Raw genomic sequence first — 23,268 nt, 5'->3', positions numbered from 1 at the left:
GGCTCACACCGCCTCTTCGAGTCTGATATCCGGGGCCATTTCGTCCCACAGGGTTGCGGTCAATTCGACATAGTCCGGATTGTGACGCATCCCGATGAGTTCGCGCTCCTTACCGAGTGGAATGTCGAGGACGTTGCGGATCGTTCCGGGGCCACGCGTAAAGATCGCACAGCGATCGGCGATGGCCACGGCTTCGTCCAGGTCATGGGTCACGAACAGCACTGTTTTGCCGAGCGTTTGCACGATGCTGCGCAATTCCATTTGCATCCGCAAACGGAGCTGGGCATCGAGCGCGGCGAAAGGTTCGTCGAGCAGGAGCGTTTCAGGGCTATAGGCAAGGAGGCGCGCCAAGGCACATCTCTTGCGCATGCCGCCGGACAATTGGGACGGGTAGCTGTCGAGGAACTTAGACAGTCCAACCATCTCGGCCAGCTCTTCGACGCGGGCCTTTCTCTCAGACTTGCTCAAGCCAGCGATTTCCAAGGGGACGCCGATGTTGCCGCCGACGGTCCGCCATGTGAGCAGGTGGTCGTTCTGGGTCATGTAGCCGACATGGCCGTTGAACCCGTCTACGGGCTTGCCATCATACAGCACCTTTCCCGTCGTGGGCGCAAAGATGCCGGCCGTCATGTTGAGTAGGGTCGACTTGCCGCAACCGGACGGCCCTACCAATGTTACAAATTCGCCTCGTTTAACCGTGAGGTTGATATCCCGCGACGCCTCGATAGGTCCGTTGGGCGTCGAGAAAGTCTTCGAAGCATTCTCAAAGACGATGAGATCTGACATATCGTATCTGATCCTTAGTTTGCCGACATCGCTGCGTCGGTCAAAGACGTCGCAAGCGTTTCGGGAATCAGATCCGCAGAGATTTGCGATTCCGAGAACTGGTTGTGGAATGCGAGAACGTCGCGGAGCATAGCGTCAGACATTTCGAGATTAACCGGCACACTGCTCACCTGGCTGTCCCAGACAGATTGAAACAGGTCACGATCCATGTCGGGGTAGTATTTTTCAAAGGTTGCCTGCGCGGCAGCCTTGGTCAATTCGGGGTCATGCACCGCATCCATCGCCATTTGCAGCGCTCGTAGAACGCGCGCACCGGCCTCAGTGTTCTCTTCGATCCAGTCGTCGCGCGAGATCATCCCGATGTAGAAATACCCGTCGAGCGTCGGAAGTTCGCCAGCCGCGAGATTGAGCAGAATGGTCGCGTTGAAATCTTTTTCCGCGATCTGGATATGCGGCGGAGATGCGGAGAAACCGTCAATCTGACCTGCCTGCATGGCGCTCATGTAGGTGGCTGCGTTGCTTCCCATTGGAACAATCTGCATGTCGCGTTCCGGATCAAAGCCCGCTTCGGCAGCGACGTAGCGCACGACCTGATCACTGCCGCTGCCCGGACCGGACATGGCGATGCGTGCGCCCTCAAGCGCCTTAAGCTTTTCGGGGATCGTGCTGTCTTTGGTCACGCCGTGGCTTTCGGCCCACTCTTCGGAGACGACGATACTGGACGTGAGCTGGCGCACGACCGGGGCAATGATCTTGACCGGGACGCCTTTCTCGCGCGTTTTAAAGGCCGTGGTCGTCGAGCCGATGTAGATATTCGCGTCGCCGTTCACCATAGCCGCCATGGCTTTCGAGCCCGACCCAGTGCGGACCTCTTCGACGTCTACGCCTGCTTCTTCGAAATAGTCCATCGCGCTCGCGACAAAGAACGTCAGAAATGCGAAACTCTTCGTCGAGTGCGCGATGACGACCTTTGGCATCTCTTCTGTTGTTTGAGCATAAGCGCCCGTCGCCGTCAGGCCCACCGCAGCGAATGCGATGGCACGGCCAAATCTTCCGAGCTTCTTTGTCAGCATAATCTTCTCCTCCTGACATTCGTTCATCAATCCGTCAGGTCCGCGGGACCTGCCTCGGATTGTGTTCTCCCTCTGGCCGACCCTCCTCTGGCGCGACCAAGCGTCTTGAGCGATGCAATCCGCGTGCCAGCTCCGGTGCTGTGACAGGAGTCGCGGACAGGCGCACCCCGCACCTGTCCGCTCGGAGTTCAGGCGAATTCCATTGGTGAGAAAGGAGATAAAGCTGCGCGGATGGTCAGTTTAAAGGATGCAAAGCGAACTTCGGGAGTGTCAAAATCGCTCCCAATCCGGCGTTTTTCGATATGGGCGCGACCTATAATTGTCGAATGGATGTAGTGTCTCGCCTGCTCTCGCGATGCTCCGTGGCAACAGTTGTGCCCACGGAAATAAAACAAAATCCGGATGTTCTCTAAGAGCAAAGACCGCTGCTCGCGCTCATTCGGCGTTCGCGAAATGCGCCTCGATACGAAGCCCGGGGTTGTTGTCCGAAATCTTGAGTTCGGCGTGGTGAAGGTCAGCGATCGCCTTGCAGAGGCTCAGACCCAGACCGTTTCCGCCCGTCGTCCGGCTTTTCTCCCCGCGGTAAAAGCGCCGGAACACCTTCTCATAGTTCTCGTGCGCAATTCCGGGACCGTTGTCCGAGACGCGCAGAACGGGGTGGCTATTCGAATGTGTGGCTTCGAGAGAAATCTCCGTGCCTTCCGGCGTGTGTCGCAGCGCGTTCTCGACAAGGTTGGAGACCAGTTGCATCAAAAGGTCCGGATCGCCTGAAACAAGAACTGGCTCTTCCGATGCTTCGAGGAGCAGAAGCTGCCCTGCATCCTCGGCAGAGGGTTCGAATGCCTCATGGACGTTCGTCACAATGCTACGCAAGTCTGTCGTCTGGAACCGCTCGCGGCGGTCTCCTGCTTCGAGTTGAGCGATCCTCAAAAGTGCGTTGAACGTGTCGATGATGTCCTCGGTCTGAGTGAGCGCGATCTCGGCCTCTTCCGGATCAACAACTCGCTGCCGCGTCATTTTTTCGAGGCGCTGGCGCAGACGCTGCAAGGGCGTGCGAAGGTCATGGGCGATGTCGTTTGAAATCTGGATCTGACTTTCCATCAGGTTTTCGAGCTGTTCCAGTGCTCCATTGATACTGACGGCGACCCGCGACAGGTCATCAGTCGGCGCGTCGATGATCGGGATGCGTGCAGAAAGCTGGCCATCGGCCACTCTCCCCAAAGCCCCGGAGATGGACGCGATCTGGCGCTCTGTCAGGCGCCCGACCCAGACCCCCGCGAACGAGCCAAGCGCCATGATGAGAATAATGCCCGTCACAAGTGTGATGCTCATAGCTTCCAGAACTTCCGACAGGACGTGGTTTCCCGTGCCCTGTAACAGAATGTAAGGCCCAACCGCGTTCTGGATGATCCAGTATCCTGAAATCTCGTCAGAAGTATCGCCCGAAACTTCGACGCTGTCCGCCGCAATGTATTGCTCTGTAATCGGTCCGTTGATCTGGAGGAGGTTACCTCCGAGCACCTCTCCGTCAGGGCCCTGCAGCTGAAAAATCCGGTCGTTCTCGAAATTGACAGCAGCCATGAGGTTCACGCTTCGAGCCATCTCCTCGACACCCGATTGCTCGTAAATGTCGATCAGCACCTCCGTGTCCGCAGCCATCTGGGCGTGAAGCCAATTCCGCACTTCGTATTCCGTGAACCAGTATGCGCCAGCGAAGATAATCGCGGACAGGACCGAGTACAGGAACGCGAACTTGAGCGACAGTCGCAGGGAAGTCCGTCCAAGGTTAAACATGCATGCTATACCCGGATCCGCGCACGGTATGGATCAACTGACGGTCAAAGGACTTATCGATCTTGTTTCTCAACCTGCTGATGTGCGTTTCGACCACATTTGTCTTCGGATCGAAGTGGAAATCCCAGACGGCCTCGAGCAGCATCGTCCGTGTGACGACCCGATCGGCATTGCGCATGAGATAGGTCAGTAGCCGAAATTCACGAGGCTGCACCTGAATTGGCACACCGGCCCTGACGACTGTGTGTTTGATCAGGTCGATCTCCAGATCGTCGAGCCGCAGTTTGGTTTCTTCGGCCTGCATCGGTGGCCTGCGTGCCAAGGCGGCGAGACGGGCAGAGAGTTCGGAGAAGGCGAAGGGCTTGACCAGATAGTCGTCGGCGCCCGCTTCGAGGCCGTCGACACGGTCGTTGATGTTGCCCATGGCGCTGAGAAAAATGATCGGGGTGGTCACGTCGGCGCTCCGGATCGACTTGACGAGCGACAATCCGTCGAGCCCCGGCAACATGCGATCGATCACCATGACGTCGAAATCACTATCGAGCGCACTGAGAAATCCGGTCTTTCCATCCGCCGCATGTTCGTACATGTGCCCGAGCTCCCGTAGGCTGGTGCAGATGTAGTCCGCTGTTTCTTGGTCATCTTCTACGATCAGAACGCGCATGGTGCTCACTTTCGAATGGTGGCGGGAGATTACTCTGTAACGTCCCGGCACGCCATGGCTGCAACATTACCAATCGGTATAGTTACGCCCACCCGCAGGTCAGGTTGGCGGTCCTAACTGAGCGCAAGAAGTTCCAAGAGGACAACATGGTCGCGCTCAATACCGATATCCCGATTAATTCCCGTTCCATTGGCAGTCGAACCCCATTCAAGCTCGCTCTTTCTGATCGCAGGTTTCTGATCACAGCGATTTTCGCGCTGTTCGTCATCCGCGTCCTATTCATGATGTGGCTGCCGTTCACGGATACCACAGAGGCGCGGTATGCCGAGATCGCACGAAAGATGGTTGAGACAGGCGACTGGATCACGCCGCAATTTGATTATGGTGTTCCGTTCTGGGGGAAGCCGCCGCTCCACACGTGGCTCTCTGCGCTGGGGATGAAGGTGTTCGGTGTGGGTGAATTCGGGGGGCGTGCCTTTATCTATCTGACGGGACTCGCGTCTCTCGGTCTTACAGGCACGTTTATGAAACGGCATGTCGGCAAGGACGAGGCACTCTTAGCCATCGTGGCGCTCTTCTCCTCTGCGCTCTTCTTCGGTGCATCTGCCTTTGTCATGACAGATATGGTGATGACGCTTGGTATCACGCTGAGCATGGTCGCTTTCTATACGCAGGTAACGAACCCGTCTGCAGTGCGGGTCTGGGGGCACCTGTTCTTTGTAGGCCTCGCGGTCGGGTTGCTGGCAAAAGGGCCGGTCGCCTTCGTGCTGACGCTCATGCCCATCACCCTCTGGATACTGATCGGACGTCGCTGGTCGTCGCTCAAGGCTCTGCCTTGGCTCACGGGCACCGCGCTAATGCTCGTGCTCACGCTGCCTTGGTATATTGCCGCAGAGATCAAGACACCCGGCTTCCTGAACTACTTCATCATCGGCGAGCACTTTGAACGGTTCACCGTTCCTGGCTGGGATGGGGATCTCTATGGGACTGGCCATGCACGGGCGAAGGGGCAAATCTGGATCGATTGGCTCGGGGCCTTCATGCCTTGGACAGTCTTTGCGGGTTGGCTTCTTTTGCGTGGGAAGAGCGTCGCGGTGGTCGTGACCGGTGATGAGCGCGGTTGGTATAGCTATCTCCTGCTCTGGGCGCTGGCACCTATGCTGCTGTTCACTCCTTCCGCCAACATCCTTGCCGCATATACTCTGCCGGCAATTCCTGCCACGGTCCTGTTGCTCGTATCCCTCTGGGCGTCGGTTCAGGGCGCGCCGAGTCGTATAACAAAGGCGGCGTTCGCGGGTTCGCTCCTCCTTGTCGGGGGGCTGTTCCTCGCGATCACCGTGTTGTCGCATGTTTCGCCGGACACGCTCAGACTGAAGTCGCAAAAGGCAATGGTTGCGGAGGCTGACCAGATCGATCCGGCGATGCATCTCAACTATTGGGGACGCCGGAGCTTCTCGACCGAATTCTACTCTGCCGGTCAGGTGCCAGTGATTTCCGACCAAGATGCGATTGCCGCTTTGGGCGCCAACGGGGTGAGAGATGCGCTCATCGTCCGACCTGATGCCCTCAAAGGCGTCTCCGCAAGTCTGGAGGATGATTTCACTAATCAAGGAAAATTCGGCCGTGACTTTCTATTCGTCGAGCGGTCTGCCTCGGGAGAAAAGCAATGAAACTGGCCGCAATCCCGCTCCATGAGGTCGAACTGGCGATCGAACCTCACAGAGTCCCGGAACTTTCTTTCGTCATTCCTGCCTTCAACGAAGAAGAAAACATTGCGGAGACGATCCGACGTGTTGACGAGGAAGCTCTGACCCTAGTCCGGTCCTACGAAATCATCGTGGTGGATGACGGTAGCTCGGATACCACATTCGAACGGGCGAAGATGATGGCAGCCGACACGCCGCTTCGAGTTCTCCGCCTGTCGCGCAACTTCGGCAAGGAGCAGGCGATCATGGCGGGGCTAGAGGCCTCCACCGGTGAAAGCGTCGTGATCCTTGATGCCGATCTACAGGAACCGCTGCACCACGTGGCCACCATGCTCAAACACCGGTCTGAAGGCTTTGAAGTTGTCTATACCGTGCGGGCCCACCGAGAAGATGAACCACGCCTCAAACGTCTCTTCACCCATGTTTTCTACAAAATGCTGAACCTTGGCAGTGAAGCTGAAATCCCTGCCGACGCACGCGACTTTCGCCTTCTGGACCGCCGCGTGGTCGATGCGTTGTGTAGCCTTCCCGAACGCAACCGCTTCATGAAAGGGCTCTATGGCTGGGTTGGTTTCCGATCCATGTCCATCCCGATTGAGTTGGAGCAACGCGCAGGCGGGAAATCCAAATTCGGATTTCGGGGCCTTATGAAGCTCGGGCTGACCGGCATGACGTCGTTTACGAACTGGCCTCTGCGTGTCTGGACGCTGATCGGCATGGGTGTCGCCGTCCTATCTATCCTATACGGGATCTATATTGCCGCGAAGACGATGATCTTTGGCATTGATGTGCCGGGTTGGTCGACGCTTGCCGTGGCGCTTTTCCTCTTGGGGGGCGTGCAGCTTATCTCCATCGGCGTCCTCGGTGAGTATCTCGCCCGCGTCTTTATCGAGGTCAAAGGGCGTCCCGGTTTCATCGTCGCGGAAACGCATAGCCAGAAGAAGTCCTGAAGATGATGTTGATCCAACTCTTGCGATTTGGATTTGTTGGCGCACTCGCGACACTCGTCCACATGCTTATCGGCGCGACTCTCATTCACTCGGGCTGGCCCGCACTTGCGTCTAACCCGGTTTCTTTCCTGATCGCGTTTGTGATCAGTTTTATGGGGCACTACGGCTTTTCCTTCGCGGATCAGGAGAAAGAGATGGGGACCTCGCTCAGACGCTTCATCGTGGTCGCCTGTAGTGGGTTCGTCGTGAACGAGACGATTTTGGGATTTCTGGTCTGGTCGTCGAGTTTGTCGCAGGTCTCTTCGCTGCTATTGTCGACGGGTGTTGCCGCTATGGTCACATTCTTCGCCAGCCGGAATTGGGCCTTTCGACACGTTGCGGAAGGCACAGTGCGCGCGACGCTCGGGCGTTGAGGCCTGCTTTTCTCCGTAATTTGGACGGTTTTGCTGGTTTTTTGTGCAAATTTTCCGAATTCAAGCCTGAATCTAAAGAACCTCACATGGGGGCTTGATTGAATCAAAAAAACCAATCAGTCTGTTTGTAAGTGAGGGAATGATGACTGTAGCAACACGCCGTACACAAGATCAGCGCAGCGCCGAAACCCGCAGATTGCTTCTTTCTGCGACGGTAAAGATGCTTATGGAAGTTGGATATGCCAACACCAGCACCGCTGGAATCGCCAAGCGTGCGGGCGTGTCTCGCGGAGCGCAGACACATCATTATCCCAGCAAAATGGCGCTGATTGTGGCCGCAACCGAAGAGATGTTCGGCAACTTTGCATCCCGGCTCGAAGTGCTGGCTGCCGATCTGAACAACGGCGACTTGGATTACGACAAGTTCTTTGAAGCCGTCTGGGAAGAAGTGTTGCACGGCGACTGGTTCTATTCGTCGTTGGAAATCATCGTAGCGGCGCGTGGCGACACGGAGCTTCGTGAACAGCTTTCGCCGCTGATCATCGACCTTCACCAAAGGTTCGAAAGGATTTGGACTGAGACATTCGTCGCGCTTAACCCGGATGTCATCACGTCTAAAGTTGCGCTGAATTTGGCGCTGAACGTGTTTCGGGGAATGGCCGTGCAGGCGGTGTTGCGCCGCGATGAGGCCTATTTCCGCGAGATGCTCATGGCTTTGAAAACGATGTTGGCGAGCCACGTGCAGCCAGCCAAAAGCGCGCAGTAACCGGACATACGTATCGGTTTCCGCAGACTATAAAACAAACAAGTTAGTCGGTATCTAAATGGGGTCGACTTATAACCAAAAGCGGTAAAAAGCCGCAGTCCAACAAAAACGTCCAACAGGAGTGACGCATGATTAAACTTACTTCTCTACTCACTGCAGCGACGCTGGTCGCGGCACCTGCTTTCGCACAAGACGACGCTTGGGAAACCCAGGGTCTCACGGACGATGCCATCACAATCGGTGTGATGGGGCCGTTTTCTGGTAACGCCTCGTCCTACAGCAAAGCCCTGATCGGCATGATGGCCTATTATGAGAAGGTCAACGCAGAAGGAGGCGTTCATGGCCGCAAGCTTGTCGCTGTCCAAGAAGACACCGCGTGTGACAGTGCAAAAGGCCTCGCAGCGGCGAAGAAACTGATCTCCCAAGATGAGGTCTTTATGCTTCAGGGCAATTCCTGCTCCGGTGTGGCTCTGGCTCTGCGCCCGACCATCGAAGAGGCGGGTCTGCCGTGGATCGTTGCCCACGCCGTGAGTGACTCCATCTCGACGCCTCTTGCTGAGAACATCTTCCACGGTGTCCCGACGGGTAGCGCGAATGGCCACGCCATGGCCGCCTTCGTGCTGTCCAAGCCGGACACCAAGAATGTTGCAATCATCGAACACTCAAACGACTGGGCGCACAGCTATTCCAACCCGGCTCGTGACTATCTCAAGGAAAACGGTGTTGATCCGTCGCTCGAACTCACCATGGAACGTGGACAGACCGATGCCACCGCTCAGGTTCTGAAACTGCGCCAAGAAAAACCTGATTTCATCATCGCCGCACTTTATGAGGCGGAAACGGCCATCTTCCTGCGCGATCTGAAGAAATACGGTATGGGTGATATCCCCGTGATGGGCACCGCAGGCACCGACCTCGAGAACACGCTCAAGCGCACGGGTGACTTCGAGACTGTCAAAAACTACTACGTAATCCACTCCTATGTAGACAATCTTGACGGCGAAAAAATGACCCCGTGGGCTGATATGATCCACGAATACTACCCGGACGAAGAGCTTTCGACCTTCTCCTTCGTTTCCATCGGCTCCGCCGAGGCTCTGGTCTCCGCACTTGAAGCCGTGGGTCCGGATCTCACGCGTTCCAAACTGATGGCGGCTCTTGAAGAGGTCCGTAATTTTGACACTGGCATCCTCTCTGATCCGATCACGTGGACGCCCGAAGATCACCAGGGTGTCAAAGGCTCTGCGGTCGCAGGTTTCGTTGACGGCGAGCCGACCGTTCTGAAAGCCTGGGGTCAGACCTACTAATTTCCTCCCCGACTGACAGGCTCCGGCGCGCTTGTGCGCCGGGCCTTTTCAAGGAGTAATACCGATGCTGATGCAGCTGACATTGGGCGGATTCGCCCAAGGGGCTATCTATGCCCTCATCGCCCTCTCTCTGACCGTCGTCTATCGCTCGACCACGGTTGTGAACTTTGGTCATGGCGACTTCGTTATGGCAGGGGCCTTTCTCTCCTACGTGCTGGTGGTGCTTGCGGGGATTGCCTTTCTCCCTGCGGCGGTGCTTGCGATGCTCGCCATGTTCGTGCTGGGGGTATTCTTCAGCAAAGGTCTGATCCGTCCTATCCGGGGTGGCCCGCACATCGGGTTGGCGCTCATGTGTATCTCTGCGGGCTACATCCTGCGCGGGATCGCGCGGATGGTCTGGGGCCGCGAAGTGCTCCCCATGCCGCCAGTTTTCGACATCGAGCCGATCTTTCTCGGCAACCTCGTGATCACCGGCGATGCGGTCTTTATCATCGGGACGGTCTTTGTCCTCTTGGTGGTCTTCTTTGGCCTGCTGGGCCTTACCGACCTCGGCAAGATGGTGCAGGCGGTCTACCAAAGCCCGCGTGGCGCCCGCCTCATCGGCCTGAACGTCGAACGTTTCAACGATTTTAGCTGGGGTGTCGGGGCCGCACTTGGTGCTCTGGGTGGCATCCTCGTTGCACCGATCTCTCTCCTGCACCCCGATCTGGGCGCGTCCTTTTTGATCAAGGGCTTTGCGGCGATGACGCTTGGCGGCTTCGGCTCGCTCGGCGGCGCGGTCCTCGGTGGTATCCTTCTGGGTCTGGCTGAGCAATATGCCGGCGCCTACATCGACAGCGCCCTGATCGAGATCACCGCCTACGTGGTCATCGTGCTGGTGCTCTTCATTCGCCCACATGGTCTCTTTGGCCGCAAAGCCGTGGTGAAGGTGTAAGAACATGAGTACGACTATGCCTTCCTCCCGCCAACGCAGTCTTCGCACATGGCTTTTCTGGGCCGTCCCCGTTCTGCTGTTGCTCACGCCTCTGGCGACCAACGCCTACACGCAATTCATCATCAACGGGATGCTCATCTCGATCCTCGTGACGCTGGGCTTCACGCTCGTGATCGGGAACCTCGGCCAACTCGCCTTTGCCAACACCGCGTTTTTCGGGATCGGTGCCTATGCCTCCGCGATCCTCTCGGCCAAGATGGGCCTGCCGTGGATCATGACCATCCCTCTCGCGGGTGCCCTCGGGGCGCTTGGCGGGTTCCTTGCGTCATCCGCAGCCCTGCGCGGCATCCGCTCCTACTACCTCGCGATCATTACGCTGGCCTTTGGTGAGCTGATGCGTTGGGCCTATCTGCATACCAAGCCTCTGACCGGTGGCACTGACGGTCTGCCTCTGCCGCGCGAAACCATGTTCGGCATCTCGCTGAGCGACGATACGCTGAAATTCTACATCTTCCTCGCGGTGACGGTCGTTCTTGTCAAAGCCACGCTGAACCTCCTGCGATCTCGCTTTGGTCGCGCCGTTATGGCCGTCCGCGAAAACGAAGTGGCCACGGCCTCTCTCGCCATCCCAACCGCGCGGGTGATCCTGACGACCTTTATCTGGTCCGGCTTCGTTGTGGGCTGTGCAGGTGCGTTGTTTGCCCGCCATGTGGGGCACGTCTTCCCCGAAAGCTTCGGCATGCTGCATCTGATCGCGTCCTTCGCGATGGTGCTGGTCGGGGGCCTCGGCTCTGTCCTTGGGGCGGTTCTCGGCGCCGTAATCCTCACGGCCTTGCCGGAATACCTCCGGGCATTCCCCGGCATGGAAGAACTGTTCTTCGGCCTGATTGTCGCCGCCGTTCTGGTCGCTATGCCGATGGGTCTCGCAAGCCTCCTGCGCCGTCTCTCGCCCATCTTCGTTGAACGCTATTACCGGGAGGAGTCGTGATGACGGAACTTCTGCAAGTTAACGGATTGAGCGTCCGCTTTTCCGGCCTCACTGCTCTGGATGACGTTTCTTTCACCTTAGAAGAAGGCGCTGTGCGTGCCGTGATCGGACCGAACGGTGCAGGCAAGTCCACGCTGTTCAATGCGATCTCCGGTTATGTCACGCCGACCTCTGGTACGGTTCATCTCAAGGGGCAGGAGTTAACCACGCTCACGCCGCACGAGATCGCGGAACAGGGCGTCCGCCGCACCTTTCAAAACGGCGGGTTGTTCCCGGAGCTGACGGTTCTCGAAAACGTGCTGACGGGACTCCACGCCCAGATCGAAGGCTCGTTCCTCGACATCCTTCTGGGCCGCTCCAAGGCGCTCAAGTCAGAGGCTGAGAACATCCACCGGGCACGTGAACTGTTGAAGCTCATGTCGATGGATCACATGGCAGACACGCGGGCAGGGGACCTGTCCGGCGGTCAGCAGCGGATCGTGGAAATTGTCCGCACCGTGGCCTCCGATCCGCCCGTTCTACTGCTCGACGAACCTGCTGTGGGTCTGTCCCCCGTGGCCCGTGCGCAGATGATGGAGATCATTCATCGCCTCGCCGGTGAAAAAGGGGTGGGCATCCTGCTCATCGAACACGCGGTGGAACTCGTGATGGCCGCCGCCGACCGCATCCTCGTGATGGCGGCAGGCGCGCGCATCGCCGAGGGCACACCCGAAGAAATCCGCGAAGATCGCGCAGTCTTGGAGGCTTACCTTGGACACTCCTGAACCGCTTCTCAAAATCCGTGACCTACATGTGGGCTATGGCAAAAAACCGATCCTGCGCGGCGCGACCTACGACGTGCTGCCAGGGGAATGTCTGACGCTTTTGGGCGCGAACGGCTCCGGCAAATCGACCTCGCTCAATGCCGTCTGCGGCTTTGTCAAACCGACCTCTGGCTCGGTGCTCTTTGACGGGATCGAAACGGCGGGCCTCTCGCCGCACAAGATCTTTTCGCATGGCATTGCACAGGTGAGCCAAGCCCGCGATCTCTTCCCCGATCTGACGGTCGAGGACAACCTCCGGCTCGGCGCAATGCGGCGCGGCGGCAAGGAGATCAGCGAGACACTTCAACTGGTTTACGAGCGTTTCCCGCGTCTTGCCGAGCGTCGCAAACAGCCGACCCGCACTCTGTCGGGCGGCGAGCAACAGATGGTCGCCATCGGTCGCGCTCTGATGTCGCGGCCACGTCTCTTGTTGCTTGATGAACCCTCGGGCGGCCTCTCTCCGCAATTCTGCGAAGAGATCGCCAAGATCATCGACACGCTCAAAGAGGACGGGGTGACCATGTTGATGGTCGAACAAAACCTCAACCTCGCATTCCGCGCTGCTGATCGCTTTATCGTCCTGCGGGACGGCGAAGTGGTGGACGGCGGCGATGTCCGCGCAATGGCGGGCGATCACGACGCGATTGTTCGCGAAATCTATCTCTGACGAAGGACTTTAAAATGACCACGCTGCATGACGATCTCATCGTCTTTGACGGGCTGATTATCTCGGACTGGGGCCGCCCCGTGTTTGAGGCGATGGCTCAGGGCGGACTGACCGCAGCCAACTGCACCTGCTCGGTTTGGGAAAACTTCCGCGACACGATGCTGGCCATCGGCGCCTGGAACGCCCAATTCCGCGACCACGGCGACCTGATCGTGAAAGCCAAGACGGTGGCGGACATCCGCCGCGCGAAAGAGGATGGTAAAACCGCCATTGTGCTGGGTTTTCAGAACACCAGCGCGTTCGAGGACCGTCTGGAAACGATTGAGTTGTTCAAAGAACAGGGCGTCGGCATCGTTCAGATGACCTACAACACCCAAAACCTCGTCGGCTCAGGCTGTTATGAAAGCACCGACAGTGGCCTCTCGGACTTCGGTCACGAGGTGGTTGCGGAGATGAACCGTGTCGGCATGCTCTGTGACCTTAGCCATGTCGGACCGAAGACTTCCAAGGAGGTGATCCTTGCTTCGAAAAAGCCGGTCGCCTACTCGCACTGTTTGCCCGCCGGTTTGAAAGCGCACCCGCGCAACAAATCCGACGAACAACTCCGCTTTATCGCCGATCACGACGGCTTTGTCGGCGTCACGATGTTCCCGCCCTTCCTTGCCGCAGGTAATGGCGCGACGGTGGACGATTACGTGGCCGCAATCGACTACATCGTGAACCTCGTCGGCGAAGAGCGTGTCGGTTTCGGCACCGATTTCACAATGGGCTATGGGTCGAAGTTCTTTGAGTATCTGAACCGCGACAAAGGCTATGCCCGCCAGCTCACCGAAATCTGGGAAGTCGAATTCCCCGACGGTCTCGAATCCATCGCCGATTTCCCGAACCTGACCGCCGCCATGGAACGCGCGGGCTGGTCCGAGACCAAAATCCGCCGTGTGATGGGCGAGAACTGGCTTTCGCTTCTCGACCGCGTTTGGTGACAATGCGTGCCGGGGGCAATCCCCGGCACAACGTCCATGTTTGTGCGGGTGAAGCCGCTGCCGAAAATAGTGGTTTGAAGACTAGAACCGATAGTCGAGCTTCAGCGCGCAATCGACGCTTTGATAGTCATAGAGCGCCACGTTCGAGATATGATAGCGCGCCGTGCAGGACAGTCGGGGCTGCATGTCTCCGACGGTTAAGCGGCTGTGGGAGAGGTCGAGGGTGATATCCGTCACGGTGTCTTGGCGTGCATAGGGCAGGGCGTCAAAGTCGCTCTTGTAGTCAAGCCACTCTCCGCTGATGCCAAGACCGTATGTCAGCCCGTCGAGCAGGCCGCTCGACACCCTTTTTGTGCCCGCGACGCCCGCAGTCACACCTTGGTAGCTATAGGCATCGTTTTGGACGTCACTCAGGCTCAGTCCGGCGGACACCTCGAAGCGGACCGAGTTTTGCATCGGCCAGCTGTATCCGATGTTCGTGCCGAAAACCCAACCGTTGAGATAATCGCGCTCTGTATATTCCGTCTCTAAATAAGACGAAGAGATTGTCATGATGCGATCGTCGTCCAGCCTGAAAGACGCGCTACCAGCGAGGCCCGATTGTGATGCGTCCGGCGAGGTTCGGGTCGCGATGTCTTCGTAGCTGTAGTCTGTCACACTAGCGGTGAGGCTATACCGACGCCCCGCCTCGAACCAGCGATGGGTGGCGCTGCCCGTGAGTGTCGTCGTGCGCAAAGCGGGATCATCGTAATACGAGTATCCTCCTATGAGCCCGAACTCGAACTCTCGCCCGGGCACGTAGGCATGGGTCAGCTGTGTGCCAAGAGACAGAGCGAGACCCAGTCCCCCCTTGCTTTCGTCGAGAGGGAAATCTCCAATTTCGGTTTCAAAACTGTCCTGCCGGCTGCTGCGATACACATTGGAGGTCGGCAAAACGCTTCCACCCGCAGAGAGAGAGAGAGGCTCAAGGTTTTTGAGCCGCTGCATCATCTTCTCATAGGTTTCGCTCCGCTGAGCGTCTTCCGTGTCATAGAAGTGCAGATGGCGAAACCGGAGATACGCCGCCCTATTGTCACCCCGCATTTCAGCGGCGTAGGCTTGTCCGAGGTGGTACAACGCCTCTTCTGGAGACATCGCAAATGCGTCTGGAGGGAGCACTGCAGTGCTCCCTCCAAAAATCAGAGCGGATAATGAAATCCGGCGCGTCAAGGTTACTCGGAAACGCAGGTGTTTTCGCAGACGACGAAATCACCATCGATGTCGTAGAGAACGGCCGAGCCGTCAGTCGTGACATCAATGTTGCCCTCGAAACCGCCAGTCACGCCGATCAGCTCACCTGCGGCGCCATAGCGATAGAAGTTGCCGTCAATGTCGAGGTAGAGGTCGTAGCCGGTTCCTGTATCCGCATCTGTGAAGATTCCGTCACCATGTGCAACAACCTGCGCGTCGCCGACGTCAGGATCATTATCGATGGTTCCGGAGTAGGACACGGTGCCCGTCAATACCGCGACGTCGTCAACGGTGTGAGCGCCAGGAGAGCCGTCGATATAGGAATTGCTCAGATTGCCTTTGACGGTGCCTTTCCCGAAATCAGCATTCATCGTCATTTCGCCGACAATCGGGTCGCTGAGGAGGCTCGCCACCACCATCTCATATGCCCCGGCCATAGACGCCGTGGAGTTAGATGCTGCGAGGTTATTCAGAGCGGCTGTGCCGAGGGCCGCGCCCTGTGAAGCATCTTCGTAGGCTGACTCGCGGGCGACGTTGTAGCTTTCGTAAGCTGCTTGTCGGCTCTGATCGCCTGTGGTGTCGGATGCACTGCATCCGGCGATACCCAAGACAAGTGCGGATAAAAGTGAAGGTCTAAGCATGAGGGCGCCTCAGAATAAATTTATAGTTTTGAATAGGGTATCCTATTTGGATTCTACGGTCGAGCGTCCACTGTTCGGGAGATTCTGGAATTTTCCGGTTGTGTTGGAAACTCAACACCCTCGTTGCAGCTTCTTTCATCCGCTATTTCCACGGCGGCGTTCGAAATTCGAAGTTATGTCTGCCCAGAGAATGCCCTGACGGCTGAGATATAGCTTTGAACATACTCATCTGTTTTGGCCGGCCTCGCACTTACGGGTCAGTTTGCATCCAGTCTCACGATCAGCAGGCCCAAACCAGCCAGAGCTGCGGCGACGATCGGGACGGCTTCGACGCCGAAACCGGCAGCAAGGACCATGCCTCCGGCCCCTGCGCCGACAGCGTTCCCCAAGTTGAATGCAGCGATGTTCAGAGCGGCGGCGATACTTGGGGCTTGGCGGGCGGCCTGCATGGCGCGCATTTGCAAGCCTGGGACGCTGGCGAAGGCCGCAGCGGCCCACAGGATCAGCATGGTCGGGACCAGGTTAGAGGCAGACAACCCGAGGGGTAGCACAAGCGAGCTCAGTCCCTGTGCGCCCAGTCCAATTGAGATTGCGCGACGCAAAGAACCGTTCGCCAATTTGCCCCCGATCCAGTTCCCAGCCGTCAACCCGATGCCGATAATCGCCAAGAGGAGGGAGATATAGGATGGAGTGGCCTCGGCTATGGTCGCCAGAAGGGGTGCGATGTAGGTATAGACGCTGAAGAAACTGCCTGCGAAGAGCACTGTGGCGGAAATGGTCAAAAGCATCGAACGGTTCGAAAGTGCTTTGAGTTCTGCAAGGTTCGGTCGATTGCCTCCACCGTCCCGTGGCAACGTGAAGCCTAGCGCCACAAGAGCAATAACACCGAGCGCAGCCGTGCCGCCGAACGCAGAGCGCCATCCGACAGCATCCCCGAGCCAAGCCGCAGCAGGCACGCCGAGGATGTTGGCGATGCTCAGCCCCATGAACATGGTCGCAACCGCGCTGCCTTGACGTTCGGGCGGAACGACGCTGGTGGCAACAACCGCGCCGGAGCCGAAAAATGCGCCCTGACTGAGGCTGGTTACGACCCGTCCGAGCATCAAAGACCAGTATCCCGTCGCAATCGCTGACAACAGATTGCCCACAACGAAGAGACCCATCAGGGCCATGAGAGACGTGCGGTGTGACCAGCGTGCCATTGCCCAAGTCATGATTGGCGCGCCGATCATCACGCCAATCGCATAGGCGGTGACGATCTGCCCCGTGACAGAGATCGAACTCCCGAGATCTTGCGAGATGGCGGGCAGTAGGCCCATTGGCGCGAACTCGGTCGTGCCAATGCCAAAGGCCCCGAGGCCAAGCGCGAGGATACTTGCCGGCACACGGCGGGAAGTGCGTTGCATATGTTTTCCAGTTTTTGGGGACCAAAAGGAAGCGCGCGCATTGGCGTGACATCATTCCTTCTTGATCCGGGTCTTGCGAGATCAGGTGCGTCTGCCTGCGGGAAGGCTCCGCATGGTGGCCCTGTCAGGCGCTCCGGCGACGACGCGTTTACCTCCCAACCTGTCGCTTCGGCACGACCAATTCCAACGTCTCGAGCTCATTGCGTTAATGAGGGATTCTCATAAACCCGAAGTTTGTCCCAATCGGGCTGTCCGCCCGACCCGCAACCAGAGACGTCCTTGATGACGGCGAGAGGGAACGCTCTCCTCCGATCCATTGCAGCGCCTCCGAAGCAGAACAATCTTGTGCGACATAATGTAGCAGCGCACTCCGGATCGGTCTGAATCTTGGGCGATCTAAGCGAAAATTCGCTCACGAAAAATCACGAAACAATGAGCGCCGCGTGAGGTGATTGCGTGTGCACGTTCTGCCCTCTCAAAGCAATACAAGTCTCGGGCGCTTCCTAGGTCCGGCGACACAAACGCGAATCTGACCTAGTCGACTTAATGCTCGTCTGGGATCGAAATAATTGACTCTAAATAAAAAATAGAAATCGAGAGATCCTATGAAAGAAATGAATGACCAATGTGACTGTTGCGGAGATCCTATCCCGGATTGGCAATTAAAAGCCGGCGTATCACGGCGAGGGCTCCTTTTGGGCGCAGGTGGAATGCTCGGCGCAGGCATGATGGCGTCATATGCGCCAGCGGCCCAAGCACAGACATTGACACCAAGCGACGGCCTCCCCGATCGAGGCGCATTCGTGATTCGAAACGGAACAGTCGTGACGATTGATGAGACCCTCGGAACACTCGCGGGGGCCGACGTCTATGTGGTCGACGGTGTGATCTCTGACATTGGCGCAAATCTCTCGGTTCCAGAGGGCACCGAGGAAATCGACGCGTCCCGCATGATCGTTATGCCCGGCATGATCGAGACCCACTGGCACACCTGGACCAGCTTGATGAGAAATTTGCTTTCACCGGGTAATGAATACTTTGCGGTCAAACGCGCTTTCGTGCCGCATATGACCCCCGAAGCGTATTACGCCAGTGACATGCTTGCATTCGCCGAAGCGCTCAATGCAGGTATTACGACCATCCACAATTACTGCCACCATGTCGCCTCCCCGGAAACTGTCGAGGCCGAAATGCGGGCGCACCAAGACTCGGGTCTTCGCGCGCTTTACACATTCGGCCATCGGGACGGTCAGCCGAATGAGGAGCCGATTGATTTTGCCTTGGCGGAACAGGTCATGTCTGATTGGTTCAGCGGCAGCTCGCCTTTCGAGGGGCTGGTCGACTTTGGCTACAACAGCCGCGGTCCGCACGTCATCGGGGAGGAACTGTATCGGCGCGAGATGGATTGGGCATTCGGTAACGACCTCATGACTGCGGTTCACGCAGGCCAAGGCCGCCGCAATTTCGCAGCAAAGCCGATGAAGGATTGGGGCTACCTCGGACCCAAAACTCTGTTGGTTCACTACGTCCACGCAGAAGCGGAAGATCGTGCCGTGATGGCCGAAGTCGGCGCCTCCCTGAGCTACTCCATCCAGTCGGAGCTGCGCCTCGGGTCTGCCGGTGGACAGGCACAACAGTTGGTCCACATGTTCAACGACGATGTGAACGTCTCGCTATCCTTCGATGGCAACACCTTGGCGCAGATCGATATGTTCGAACAAATGGCCACCGCATGGTACATGGGGATCCCCTTTAATGGTTCGAGCACGGAAGGCCTCAAGCCTCTCGATTTCCCAGACGTGCTTCGCATGGGGACCATCAATGGCGCCAAAGCCTTGGGCATTGCAGATAAGACAGGCTCATTGACCGTCGGCAAACGCGCGGACATCGTGCTGCTGCGCGCGGACGATTTGAATATGGTTCCGAATGGCTTCGTCGATGGAATGCTGGCGCGTTCTGCCCGCGCCGCAAACGTAGACACGGTCATCGTCGATGGTCGCATCATGAAGCGTGACGGGAAAATTGTCGGCTTGGATATCGACCGAATTCGCGAAGATGTGGCGCGTGCCACCTTTGATGTTCGCAAGGAGATCGGCGACATCTACATGCCAGAGAGCACGACCGCACCGACCTACTAAACTGAGCGCCACCAGTTCACCCTGAGTATGCTTGCGATGTCAGCCGATCGCCAAAACAGCAGCCGCAGCCAGACGCGAATTTCGTCTGAGCTGCGGCTATTTTTTGCTTGGGGTCGAAGGCGGAGACCGGACTATTTCCAATGGCGCACTCGATCCTGGAGACGCTACGGAACAGCGGAACTGAACATGATAAACTGAGGGAAGCCCAGTTTCTGTTAGGTTTCTTCGGGATATAAGGGGGATAATGGTGCCCAGAAGAGGACTCGAACCTCCACGTCCATACGGACACTAGCACCTGAAGCTAGCGCGTCTACCAATTCCGCCATCTGGGCACAGATGTCGTGAGGCCGCGATGTAATGCTCTGTTGCGTGACTGTCAACGACGATTTTAAACCTTTTTGCGTAGGCTTATGGTCTCTTGTCGAATTCTGCCCTAAAAGCTAAACCAAACGCGATACTTTGGCATTGGAGATGCAGATGACGAAATTGGTCACCATCTATGGCGGCGCTGGCTTTGTCGGGCGGTATATCGCTCGTCGTATGGCGAAAGAGGGGTGGCGCGTTCGTGTTGCTGTCCGTCGTCCGAATGAGGCACTTTACGTCAAGCCGTATGGCGCGGTGGGTCAGGTAGAGCCTGTTTTCTGCAATATTCGCGATGATGACAGCGTGCGTGCAGTGATGCAGGGCGCGGATGCCGTCGTGAACTGCGTGGGCGTTTTGACCGAACGTGGCAAGAACTCGTTCGAAGCTATTCAGTCCGAAGGCGCCGCGCGAATCGCACGGATCGCTGCGGAAGAGGGTGTTGAGAGTCTGGTTCAGCTTTCCGCTCTGGGTGCCGACAAAGACTCTGAGTCGGTTTACGCACGCACGAAGGCGGAAGGTGAGGAGCAAGTGCTCGCATCTTTCCCGAACGCCGTGATTCTCCGCCCGTCGGTGATCTTTGGGCCGGAAGATGACTTCTTCAATCGCTTCGGCAAGATGGCAGCTCAATCTGTTGTGCTACCGGTTGTTGGCGCGCAGACCAAATTTCAGCCCGTTTACGTTGATGACGTTGCTCTCGCAGCTGTCAAAGGCGTTCTTGGTGAGGCTGAGGCAGGCATCTACGAACTCGGCGGTCCGGATGTGCTGACATTCCGTGAGTTGATGCAGGAGATGCTCGACGTCATTCACCGTCGCCGCCTGATCCTGTCGCTGCCGTTCTGGGTTGGGAATATCATGGCGACTGCGTTCACTGTTATTGAGAAGGTCACGGTTGGGCTTTTCCACAATGGCGTCCTGACGCGCGATCAGGTCAAGAACCTCAAATCCGACAATGTCGTGACCGATGGCGTGAAAACCCTGTCCGATCTGGACATCCAGCCGACCGCCTTGCGCGCTGTGCTTCCGGATTACCTTTGGGTCTATCGCGATGGTGGTCAGTATGACGCGATCCGCGAAAGCGCGAAGAACCTCAAAATCTGAGGTCATGCTTTTCAGCGAAATAAGAAACGCGCCTCAATGGGCGCGTTTTTTTATGCGTAGGATGTGGCGATCAGGATGATCCCGAGGATCACGCGATAGATCACGTAGGGCGTAAAACTCACGGATCGCAGTAAGCGCATCATCAGCGTCAGGGCGAGCAGGGCTGCGCCGAATGCAAAGACAGCGCCAATCGCGGCATCTTTGAGCATCGCCCAATCGGCATCCCCGACAACTTCAGCGCCGAGTAGCACGCCGGATGCGAGGATCGTCGGGATCGACATGAGCATTGCGATCTTTGCGCCGTCCTGACGCGTGTAGCCGAGCGCGCGTGCGCCCGTGATCGTAATGCCGGAGCGTGAGGTGCCAGGAATGAGCGCGACAGCCTGCCAAAGCCCGAGCTTGATGGCGTCCTTGAGGTTCCACTCGGTTTCGACTTTTTCCGCGGGAGATTTTTGATCGAACCAGTAGAGCACGATCCCGAAAATCAGCATCGTCCAGCCGATCACCACAGGCGAACGCAACGCGTCCGAAATACCTGTGACTTTCAGGGCGAGGCCGATGACGATCACAGGAATGGTCGCAACAACGAGAAGGAAGGCGAGTTTGGAGCCGGGTGTGTCCGTCTTTCCGGTCATGAGCCGCGGCAGTCCGAGGAGGCCAACCTTCACATCTTTCCAGAAGTACAGGATCACTGCGCCGAGCGTCCCGACGTGAACCGCGACATCAATTGCTTGCCCCTGGTCCTGTGTGCCTAGAAAATAAGGAAGGAGAATCAGGTGGCCGGAGGAGGAAACTGGGAGGAATTCGGTAATCCCCTGAACAATAGCAACAATTAGCAAGTAGATGAGGCTCATGGGAGCTATGGTCCTTCTAAGGTTTGCGTTACCCTAAACTCTTTTGAAATCAATAAGAAGGCTGCAATTGGGTAATTGTTGCTGACCTAATTTTTGTGCTTTGCATTGTGATTTTACCAGATCGGTAAAAATTTCTCCAAAATACGACAGCACTTCTGACTTTTCTTTTGGTTTGAGACTCTATACACAGGGCGAAATTTTTACCACCAACCTTCGGAGATGTTGTGTCATGGCGAAAGAGCCGATGCTCAAATTCGTGACCGTGGGCAGGGATATGCCGACCAAGCGGAGCGCAGAAGATCGCAAAGAGGATTTTCTGGAAATCTATGGCGAGTTCGTCGAGGCGAAAGCGGAAGAGCAGGCATCGCGCTGTTCGCAGTGTGGGGTGCCTTACTGCCACACGCATTGCCCGCTTCATAACAACATTCCGGATTGGCTGCGCCTCACCGCGACTGGCCGTCTGAAAGAAGCGTATGAGATTTCTCAGGCGACCAACACGTTCCCTGAAATCTGTGGCCGCATTTGCCCTCAGGACCGTCTCTGCGAAGGCAATTGTGTGATCGAACAGTCCGGCCACGGCACCGTGACCATCGGTTCTGTCGAGAAATACATTACCGACACGGCCTGGGAACAGGGCTGGGTCGAAACGTTTACGCCGGCAGTCGAGCGTGACGAAAGCATCGGCATCATCGGGTCCGGTCCGGGTGGCCTTGCTGCTGCTGACCGCCTGCGCCGTGCGGGTTTCAAAGTCACCGTATACGAGCGTTCTGATCGAGCTGGTGGTCTCATGATGTACGGCATCCCGGGCTTCAAGCTCGAGAAAGACATCGTTCTGCGTCGCGTAAAGCAACTCGAAGACTCCGGCGTCGAGTTCGTTCTGAACTGCAACGTGGGCGAGGACATCACGTTCGACGCGATCCGCGGCAAGCATGACAGCGTGCTGATCGCGACCGGTGTCTACAAATCCCGCGATCTCAAAGGCCCTGGTTCTGGCGCCGAAGGTATCGTGCGTGCAATCGATTACCTTACATGCTCCAACAAAGTGTCCTTCGGCGACACCGTTGAGGAATATGAGAACGGCGAACTGAATGCCAACGGCAAGAAGGTCGTTGTGATCGGCGGCGGTGACACCGCGATGGACTGTGTGCGCACCGCGATCCGTCAGGGTGCAACCTCTGTGAAATGTCTCTACCGCCGCGACCGCGCCAACATGCCGGGTTCCCAGCGTGAAACGCAGAACGCAGAGGAAGAAGGTGTCGAATTCGTCTGGCTCACCGCGCCGAAGGGCTTCACCGGTGATCCGGTCAACGGTGTGATGGTTCAAAAGATGCGCCTCGGCGCGCCGGATGCGTCCGGTCGTCAGTCGCCGGAGATCATTGAGGGTGCCGATTACGTCGAAGAAGCTGACCTCGTGATCAAGGCGCTCGGGTTCGAGCCGGAAGATCTTCCGACGCTCTGGGGCACCGAAGGTCTCGAAGTGACCCGTTGGGGCACCGTCATGGCCGACTTCAAGAGCCACGCGACCTCGCTCGATGGCGTTTACGCCTGTGGCGATATCCAGCGTGGTGCGTCGCTGGTCGTTTGGGCCATCCGTGACGGTCGCGAAGCTGCTGATGCGATGATCGAATACCTCGATCAGTCCGCCTCCGTCGCCGCCGAGTAATTCAATGTCTTAAAGGAGGGAAGAGGTTCCCTCCGCCTTTA

The 23,268-nt window shown here is 57.3% G+C and carries 21 protein-coding genes and 1 tRNA gene; 13 read left to right on the top strand and 9 right to left on the bottom strand.

Annotation, left to right across the window (positions count from 1 at the left end; translation table 11 throughout):
• Positions 1-3 precede the first annotated feature (3 nt).
• The 4 genes from LA304_RS00720 to LA304_RS00705 form a co-directional block, all read right to left on the bottom strand.
• Positions 4-786, bottom strand: a complete 783-nt coding sequence (locus LA304_RS00720) for an ABC transporter ATP-binding protein (RefSeq protein ID WP_224501200.1) — start codon at positions 784-786, stop codon at positions 4-6.
• Positions 787-800: 14 nt separating this feature from the next.
• Complete coding sequence (locus LA304_RS00715) at positions 801-1,859, bottom strand: ABC transporter substrate-binding protein (protein ID WP_224501199.1); 1,059 nt, start codon at positions 1,857-1,859, stop codon at positions 801-803.
• 435 nt (positions 1,860-2,294) lie between these two features.
• Complete coding sequence (locus LA304_RS00710; RefSeq protein ID WP_224501198.1) at positions 2,295-3,653, bottom strand: sensor histidine kinase; 1,359 nt, start codon at positions 3,651-3,653, stop codon at positions 2,295-2,297.
• Positions 3,646-4,317 carry a response regulator transcription factor gene (locus LA304_RS00705; RefSeq protein ID WP_224501197.1) on the bottom strand — a complete coding sequence of 224 codons (672 nt, stop codon included), beginning with the start codon at positions 4,315-4,317 and terminating at the stop codon, positions 3,646-3,648. Before LA304_RS00705 ends, LA304_RS00710 begins: the two co-directional genes overlap by 8 nt.
• A gap of 146 nt (positions 4,318-4,463) precedes the next feature.
• Here LA304_RS00705 and LA304_RS00700 point away from each other — a divergent pair, with 146 nt between their 5' ends.
• The 10 genes from LA304_RS00700 (at position 4,464) to LA304_RS00655 (ending at position 13,834) form a co-directional block, all read left to right on the top strand.
• Positions 4,464-5,987, top strand: a complete 1,524-nt coding sequence (locus LA304_RS00700) for an ArnT family glycosyltransferase (RefSeq protein ID WP_224501196.1) — start codon at positions 4,464-4,466, stop codon at positions 5,985-5,987.
• A complete protein-coding gene (locus LA304_RS00695) occupies positions 5,984-6,973 on the top strand; it encodes a glycosyltransferase family 2 protein (protein WP_224501195.1) in 990 nt (329 codons plus the stop codon). The genes LA304_RS00700 and LA304_RS00695 overlap by 4 nt, the downstream gene beginning before the upstream one ends.
• Before the next feature lie 2 nt (positions 6,974-6,975).
• Positions 6,976-7,386 carry a GtrA family protein gene (locus LA304_RS00690; RefSeq protein ID WP_224501194.1) on the top strand — a complete coding sequence of 137 codons (411 nt, stop codon included), beginning with the start codon at positions 6,976-6,978 and terminating at the stop codon, positions 7,384-7,386.
• Between the two features lie 142 nt (positions 7,387-7,528).
• The gene (locus LA304_RS00685; protein WP_224501193.1) at positions 7,529-8,152 is read left to right on the top strand and encodes a TetR/AcrR family transcriptional regulator; all 624 of its coding nucleotides are present in this window, start codon (positions 7,529-7,531) and stop codon (positions 8,150-8,152) included.
• Positions 8,153-8,280: 128 nt separating this feature from the next.
• Entirely contained in the window at positions 8,281-9,459 is a 1,179-nt protein-coding gene (locus tag LA304_RS00680) for an ABC transporter substrate-binding protein (protein ID WP_224501192.1), read from the top strand.
• 64 nt (positions 9,460-9,523) lie between these two features.
• Entirely contained in the window at positions 9,524-10,393 is an 870-nt protein-coding gene (locus tag LA304_RS00675) for a branched-chain amino acid ABC transporter permease (protein ID WP_224501191.1), read from the top strand.
• 4 nt (positions 10,394-10,397) lie between these two features.
• Positions 10,398-11,381: a branched-chain amino acid ABC transporter permease gene (locus tag LA304_RS00670; RefSeq protein WP_224501190.1), complete on the top strand. Its 984-nt coding sequence runs from the start codon at positions 10,398-10,400 to the stop codon at positions 11,379-11,381.
• Positions 11,381-12,145: an ABC transporter ATP-binding protein gene (locus tag LA304_RS00665; RefSeq protein WP_224501189.1), complete on the top strand. Its 765-nt coding sequence runs from the start codon at positions 11,381-11,383 to the stop codon at positions 12,143-12,145. Before LA304_RS00670 ends, LA304_RS00665 begins: the two co-directional genes overlap by 1 nt.
• Positions 12,132-12,851: an ABC transporter ATP-binding protein gene (locus LA304_RS00660; RefSeq protein ID WP_224501188.1), complete on the top strand. Its 720-nt coding sequence runs from the start codon at positions 12,132-12,134 to the stop codon at positions 12,849-12,851. Before LA304_RS00665 ends, LA304_RS00660 begins: the two co-directional genes overlap by 14 nt.
• 14 nt (positions 12,852-12,865) lie before the next feature.
• A complete protein-coding gene (locus LA304_RS00655; RefSeq protein WP_224501187.1) occupies positions 12,866-13,834 on the top strand; it encodes a dipeptidase in 969 nt (322 codons plus the stop codon).
• An 81-nt stretch (positions 13,835-13,915) separates the two neighbouring features.
• On the opposite strand, the gene LA304_RS00650 is transcribed toward LA304_RS00655, so the two are convergent.
• The 3 genes from LA304_RS00650 to LA304_RS00640 form a co-directional block, all read right to left on the bottom strand.
• Positions 13,916-14,992, bottom strand: coding sequence for a surface lipoprotein assembly modifier (locus tag LA304_RS00650; RefSeq protein ID WP_224501186.1), 1,077 nt, complete (start codon positions 14,990-14,992; stop codon positions 13,916-13,918).
• A 53-nt stretch (positions 14,993-15,045) separates the two neighbouring features.
• Positions 15,046-15,705, bottom strand: coding sequence for a hypothetical protein (locus tag LA304_RS00645; protein ID WP_224501185.1), 660 nt, complete (start codon positions 15,703-15,705; stop codon positions 15,046-15,048).
• Positions 15,706-15,962: 257 nt separating this feature from the next.
• Entirely contained in the window at positions 15,963-17,111 is a 1,149-nt protein-coding gene (locus LA304_RS00640; protein WP_224501184.1) for an MFS transporter, read from the bottom strand.
• An 824-nt stretch (positions 17,112-17,935) separates the two neighbouring features.
• Between LA304_RS00640 and LA304_RS00635 the strand changes: the two genes are divergently transcribed.
• The gene (locus LA304_RS00635; protein WP_224501183.1) at positions 17,936-19,249 is read left to right on the top strand and encodes an amidohydrolase family protein; all 1,314 of its coding nucleotides are present in this window, start codon (positions 17,936-17,938) and stop codon (positions 19,247-19,249) included.
• Positions 19,250-19,494: 245 nt separating this feature from the next.
• Here LA304_RS00635 and LA304_RS00630 read toward each other — a convergent pair.
• A tRNA-Leu gene (locus tag LA304_RS00630) sits at positions 19,495-19,581 on the bottom strand.
• A 145-nt stretch (positions 19,582-19,726) separates the two neighbouring features.
• Here LA304_RS00630 and LA304_RS00625 point away from each other — a divergent pair.
• Positions 19,727-20,710 carry a complex I NDUFA9 subunit family protein gene (locus LA304_RS00625; RefSeq protein ID WP_224501182.1) on the top strand — a complete coding sequence of 328 codons (984 nt, stop codon included), beginning with the start codon at positions 19,727-19,729 and terminating at the stop codon, positions 20,708-20,710.
• Between the two features lie 50 nt (positions 20,711-20,760).
• On the opposite strand, the gene LA304_RS00620 is transcribed toward LA304_RS00625, so the two are convergent.
• The gene (locus tag LA304_RS00620; RefSeq protein WP_224501181.1) at positions 20,761-21,564 is read right to left on the bottom strand and encodes an undecaprenyl-diphosphate phosphatase; all 804 of its coding nucleotides are present in this window, start codon (positions 21,562-21,564) and stop codon (positions 20,761-20,763) included.
• Positions 21,565-21,793: 229 nt separating this feature from the next.
• Between LA304_RS00620 and LA304_RS00615 the strand changes: the two genes are divergently transcribed.
• The gene (locus LA304_RS00615; RefSeq protein ID WP_224501180.1) at positions 21,794-23,227 is read left to right on the top strand and encodes an NAD(P)-dependent oxidoreductase; all 1,434 of its coding nucleotides are present in this window, start codon (positions 21,794-21,796) and stop codon (positions 23,225-23,227) included.
• The last annotated feature ends 41 nt before the right edge of the window (positions 23,228-23,268 follow it).

Origin of the sequence: Celeribacter litoreus, from assembly GCF_020165855.1 — a bacterium.
GTDB lineage: Bacteria > Pseudomonadota > Alphaproteobacteria > Rhodobacterales > Rhodobacteraceae > Celeribacter > Celeribacter litoreus.
Note: the sequence above shows the minus strand (reverse complement) of the source record. Positions and strands in the feature narration are given on the sequence as shown.

Excerpts from the sequence above, each read along its gene's own strand:
- LA304_RS00700 (WP_224501196.1), top strand. The coding sequence starts at position 4,464 with ATGGTCGCGCTCAATACCGATATCCCGATTAATTCCCGTTCCATTGGC.
- LA304_RS00715 (WP_224501199.1), bottom strand. The coding sequence starts at position 1,859 with ATGCTGACAAAGAAGCTCGGAAGATTTGGCCGTGCCATCGCATTCGCT.
- LA304_RS00705 (WP_224501197.1), bottom strand. The coding sequence starts at position 4,317 with ATGCGCGTTCTGATCGTAGAAGATGACCAAGAAACAGCGGACTACATC.
- LA304_RS00655 (WP_224501187.1), top strand. The coding sequence starts at position 12,866 with ATGACCACGCTGCATGACGATCTCATCGTCTTTGACGGGCTGATTATC.
- LA304_RS00690 (WP_224501194.1), top strand. The coding sequence starts at position 6,976 with ATGATGTTGATCCAACTCTTGCGATTTGGATTTGTTGGCGCACTCGCG.
- LA304_RS00620 (WP_224501181.1), bottom strand. The coding sequence starts at position 21,564 with ATGAGCCTCATCTACTTGCTAATTGTTGCTATTGTTCAGGGGATTACC.
- LA304_RS00720 (WP_224501200.1), bottom strand. The coding sequence starts at position 786 with ATGTCAGATCTCATCGTCTTTGAGAATGCTTCGAAGACTTTCTCGACG.
- LA304_RS00680 (WP_224501192.1), top strand. The coding sequence starts at position 8,281 with ATGATTAAACTTACTTCTCTACTCACTGCAGCGACGCTGGTCGCGGCA.
- LA304_RS00695 (WP_224501195.1), top strand. The coding sequence starts at position 5,984 with ATGAAACTGGCCGCAATCCCGCTCCATGAGGTCGAACTGGCGATCGAA.
- LA304_RS00615 (WP_224501180.1), top strand. The coding sequence starts at position 21,794 with ATGGCGAAAGAGCCGATGCTCAAATTCGTGACCGTGGGCAGGGATATG.
- LA304_RS00710 (WP_224501198.1), bottom strand. The coding sequence starts at position 3,653 with ATGTTTAACCTTGGACGGACTTCCCTGCGACTGTCGCTCAAGTTCGCG.
- LA304_RS00640 (WP_224501184.1), bottom strand. The coding sequence starts at position 17,111 with ATGCAACGCACTTCCCGCCGTGTGCCGGCAAGTATCCTCGCGCTTGGC.
- LA304_RS00625 (WP_224501182.1), top strand. The coding sequence starts at position 19,727 with ATGACGAAATTGGTCACCATCTATGGCGGCGCTGGCTTTGTCGGGCGG.
- LA304_RS00675 (WP_224501191.1), top strand. The coding sequence starts at position 9,524 with ATGCTGATGCAGCTGACATTGGGCGGATTCGCCCAAGGGGCTATCTAT.
- LA304_RS00670 (WP_224501190.1), top strand. The coding sequence starts at position 10,398 with ATGAGTACGACTATGCCTTCCTCCCGCCAACGCAGTCTTCGCACATGG.
- LA304_RS00645 (WP_224501185.1), bottom strand. The coding sequence starts at position 15,705 with ATGCTTAGACCTTCACTTTTATCCGCACTTGTCTTGGGTATCGCCGGA.
- LA304_RS00685 (WP_224501193.1), top strand. The coding sequence starts at position 7,529 with ATGACTGTAGCAACACGCCGTACACAAGATCAGCGCAGCGCCGAAACC.
- LA304_RS00665 (WP_224501189.1), top strand. The coding sequence starts at position 11,381 with ATGACGGAACTTCTGCAAGTTAACGGATTGAGCGTCCGCTTTTCCGGC.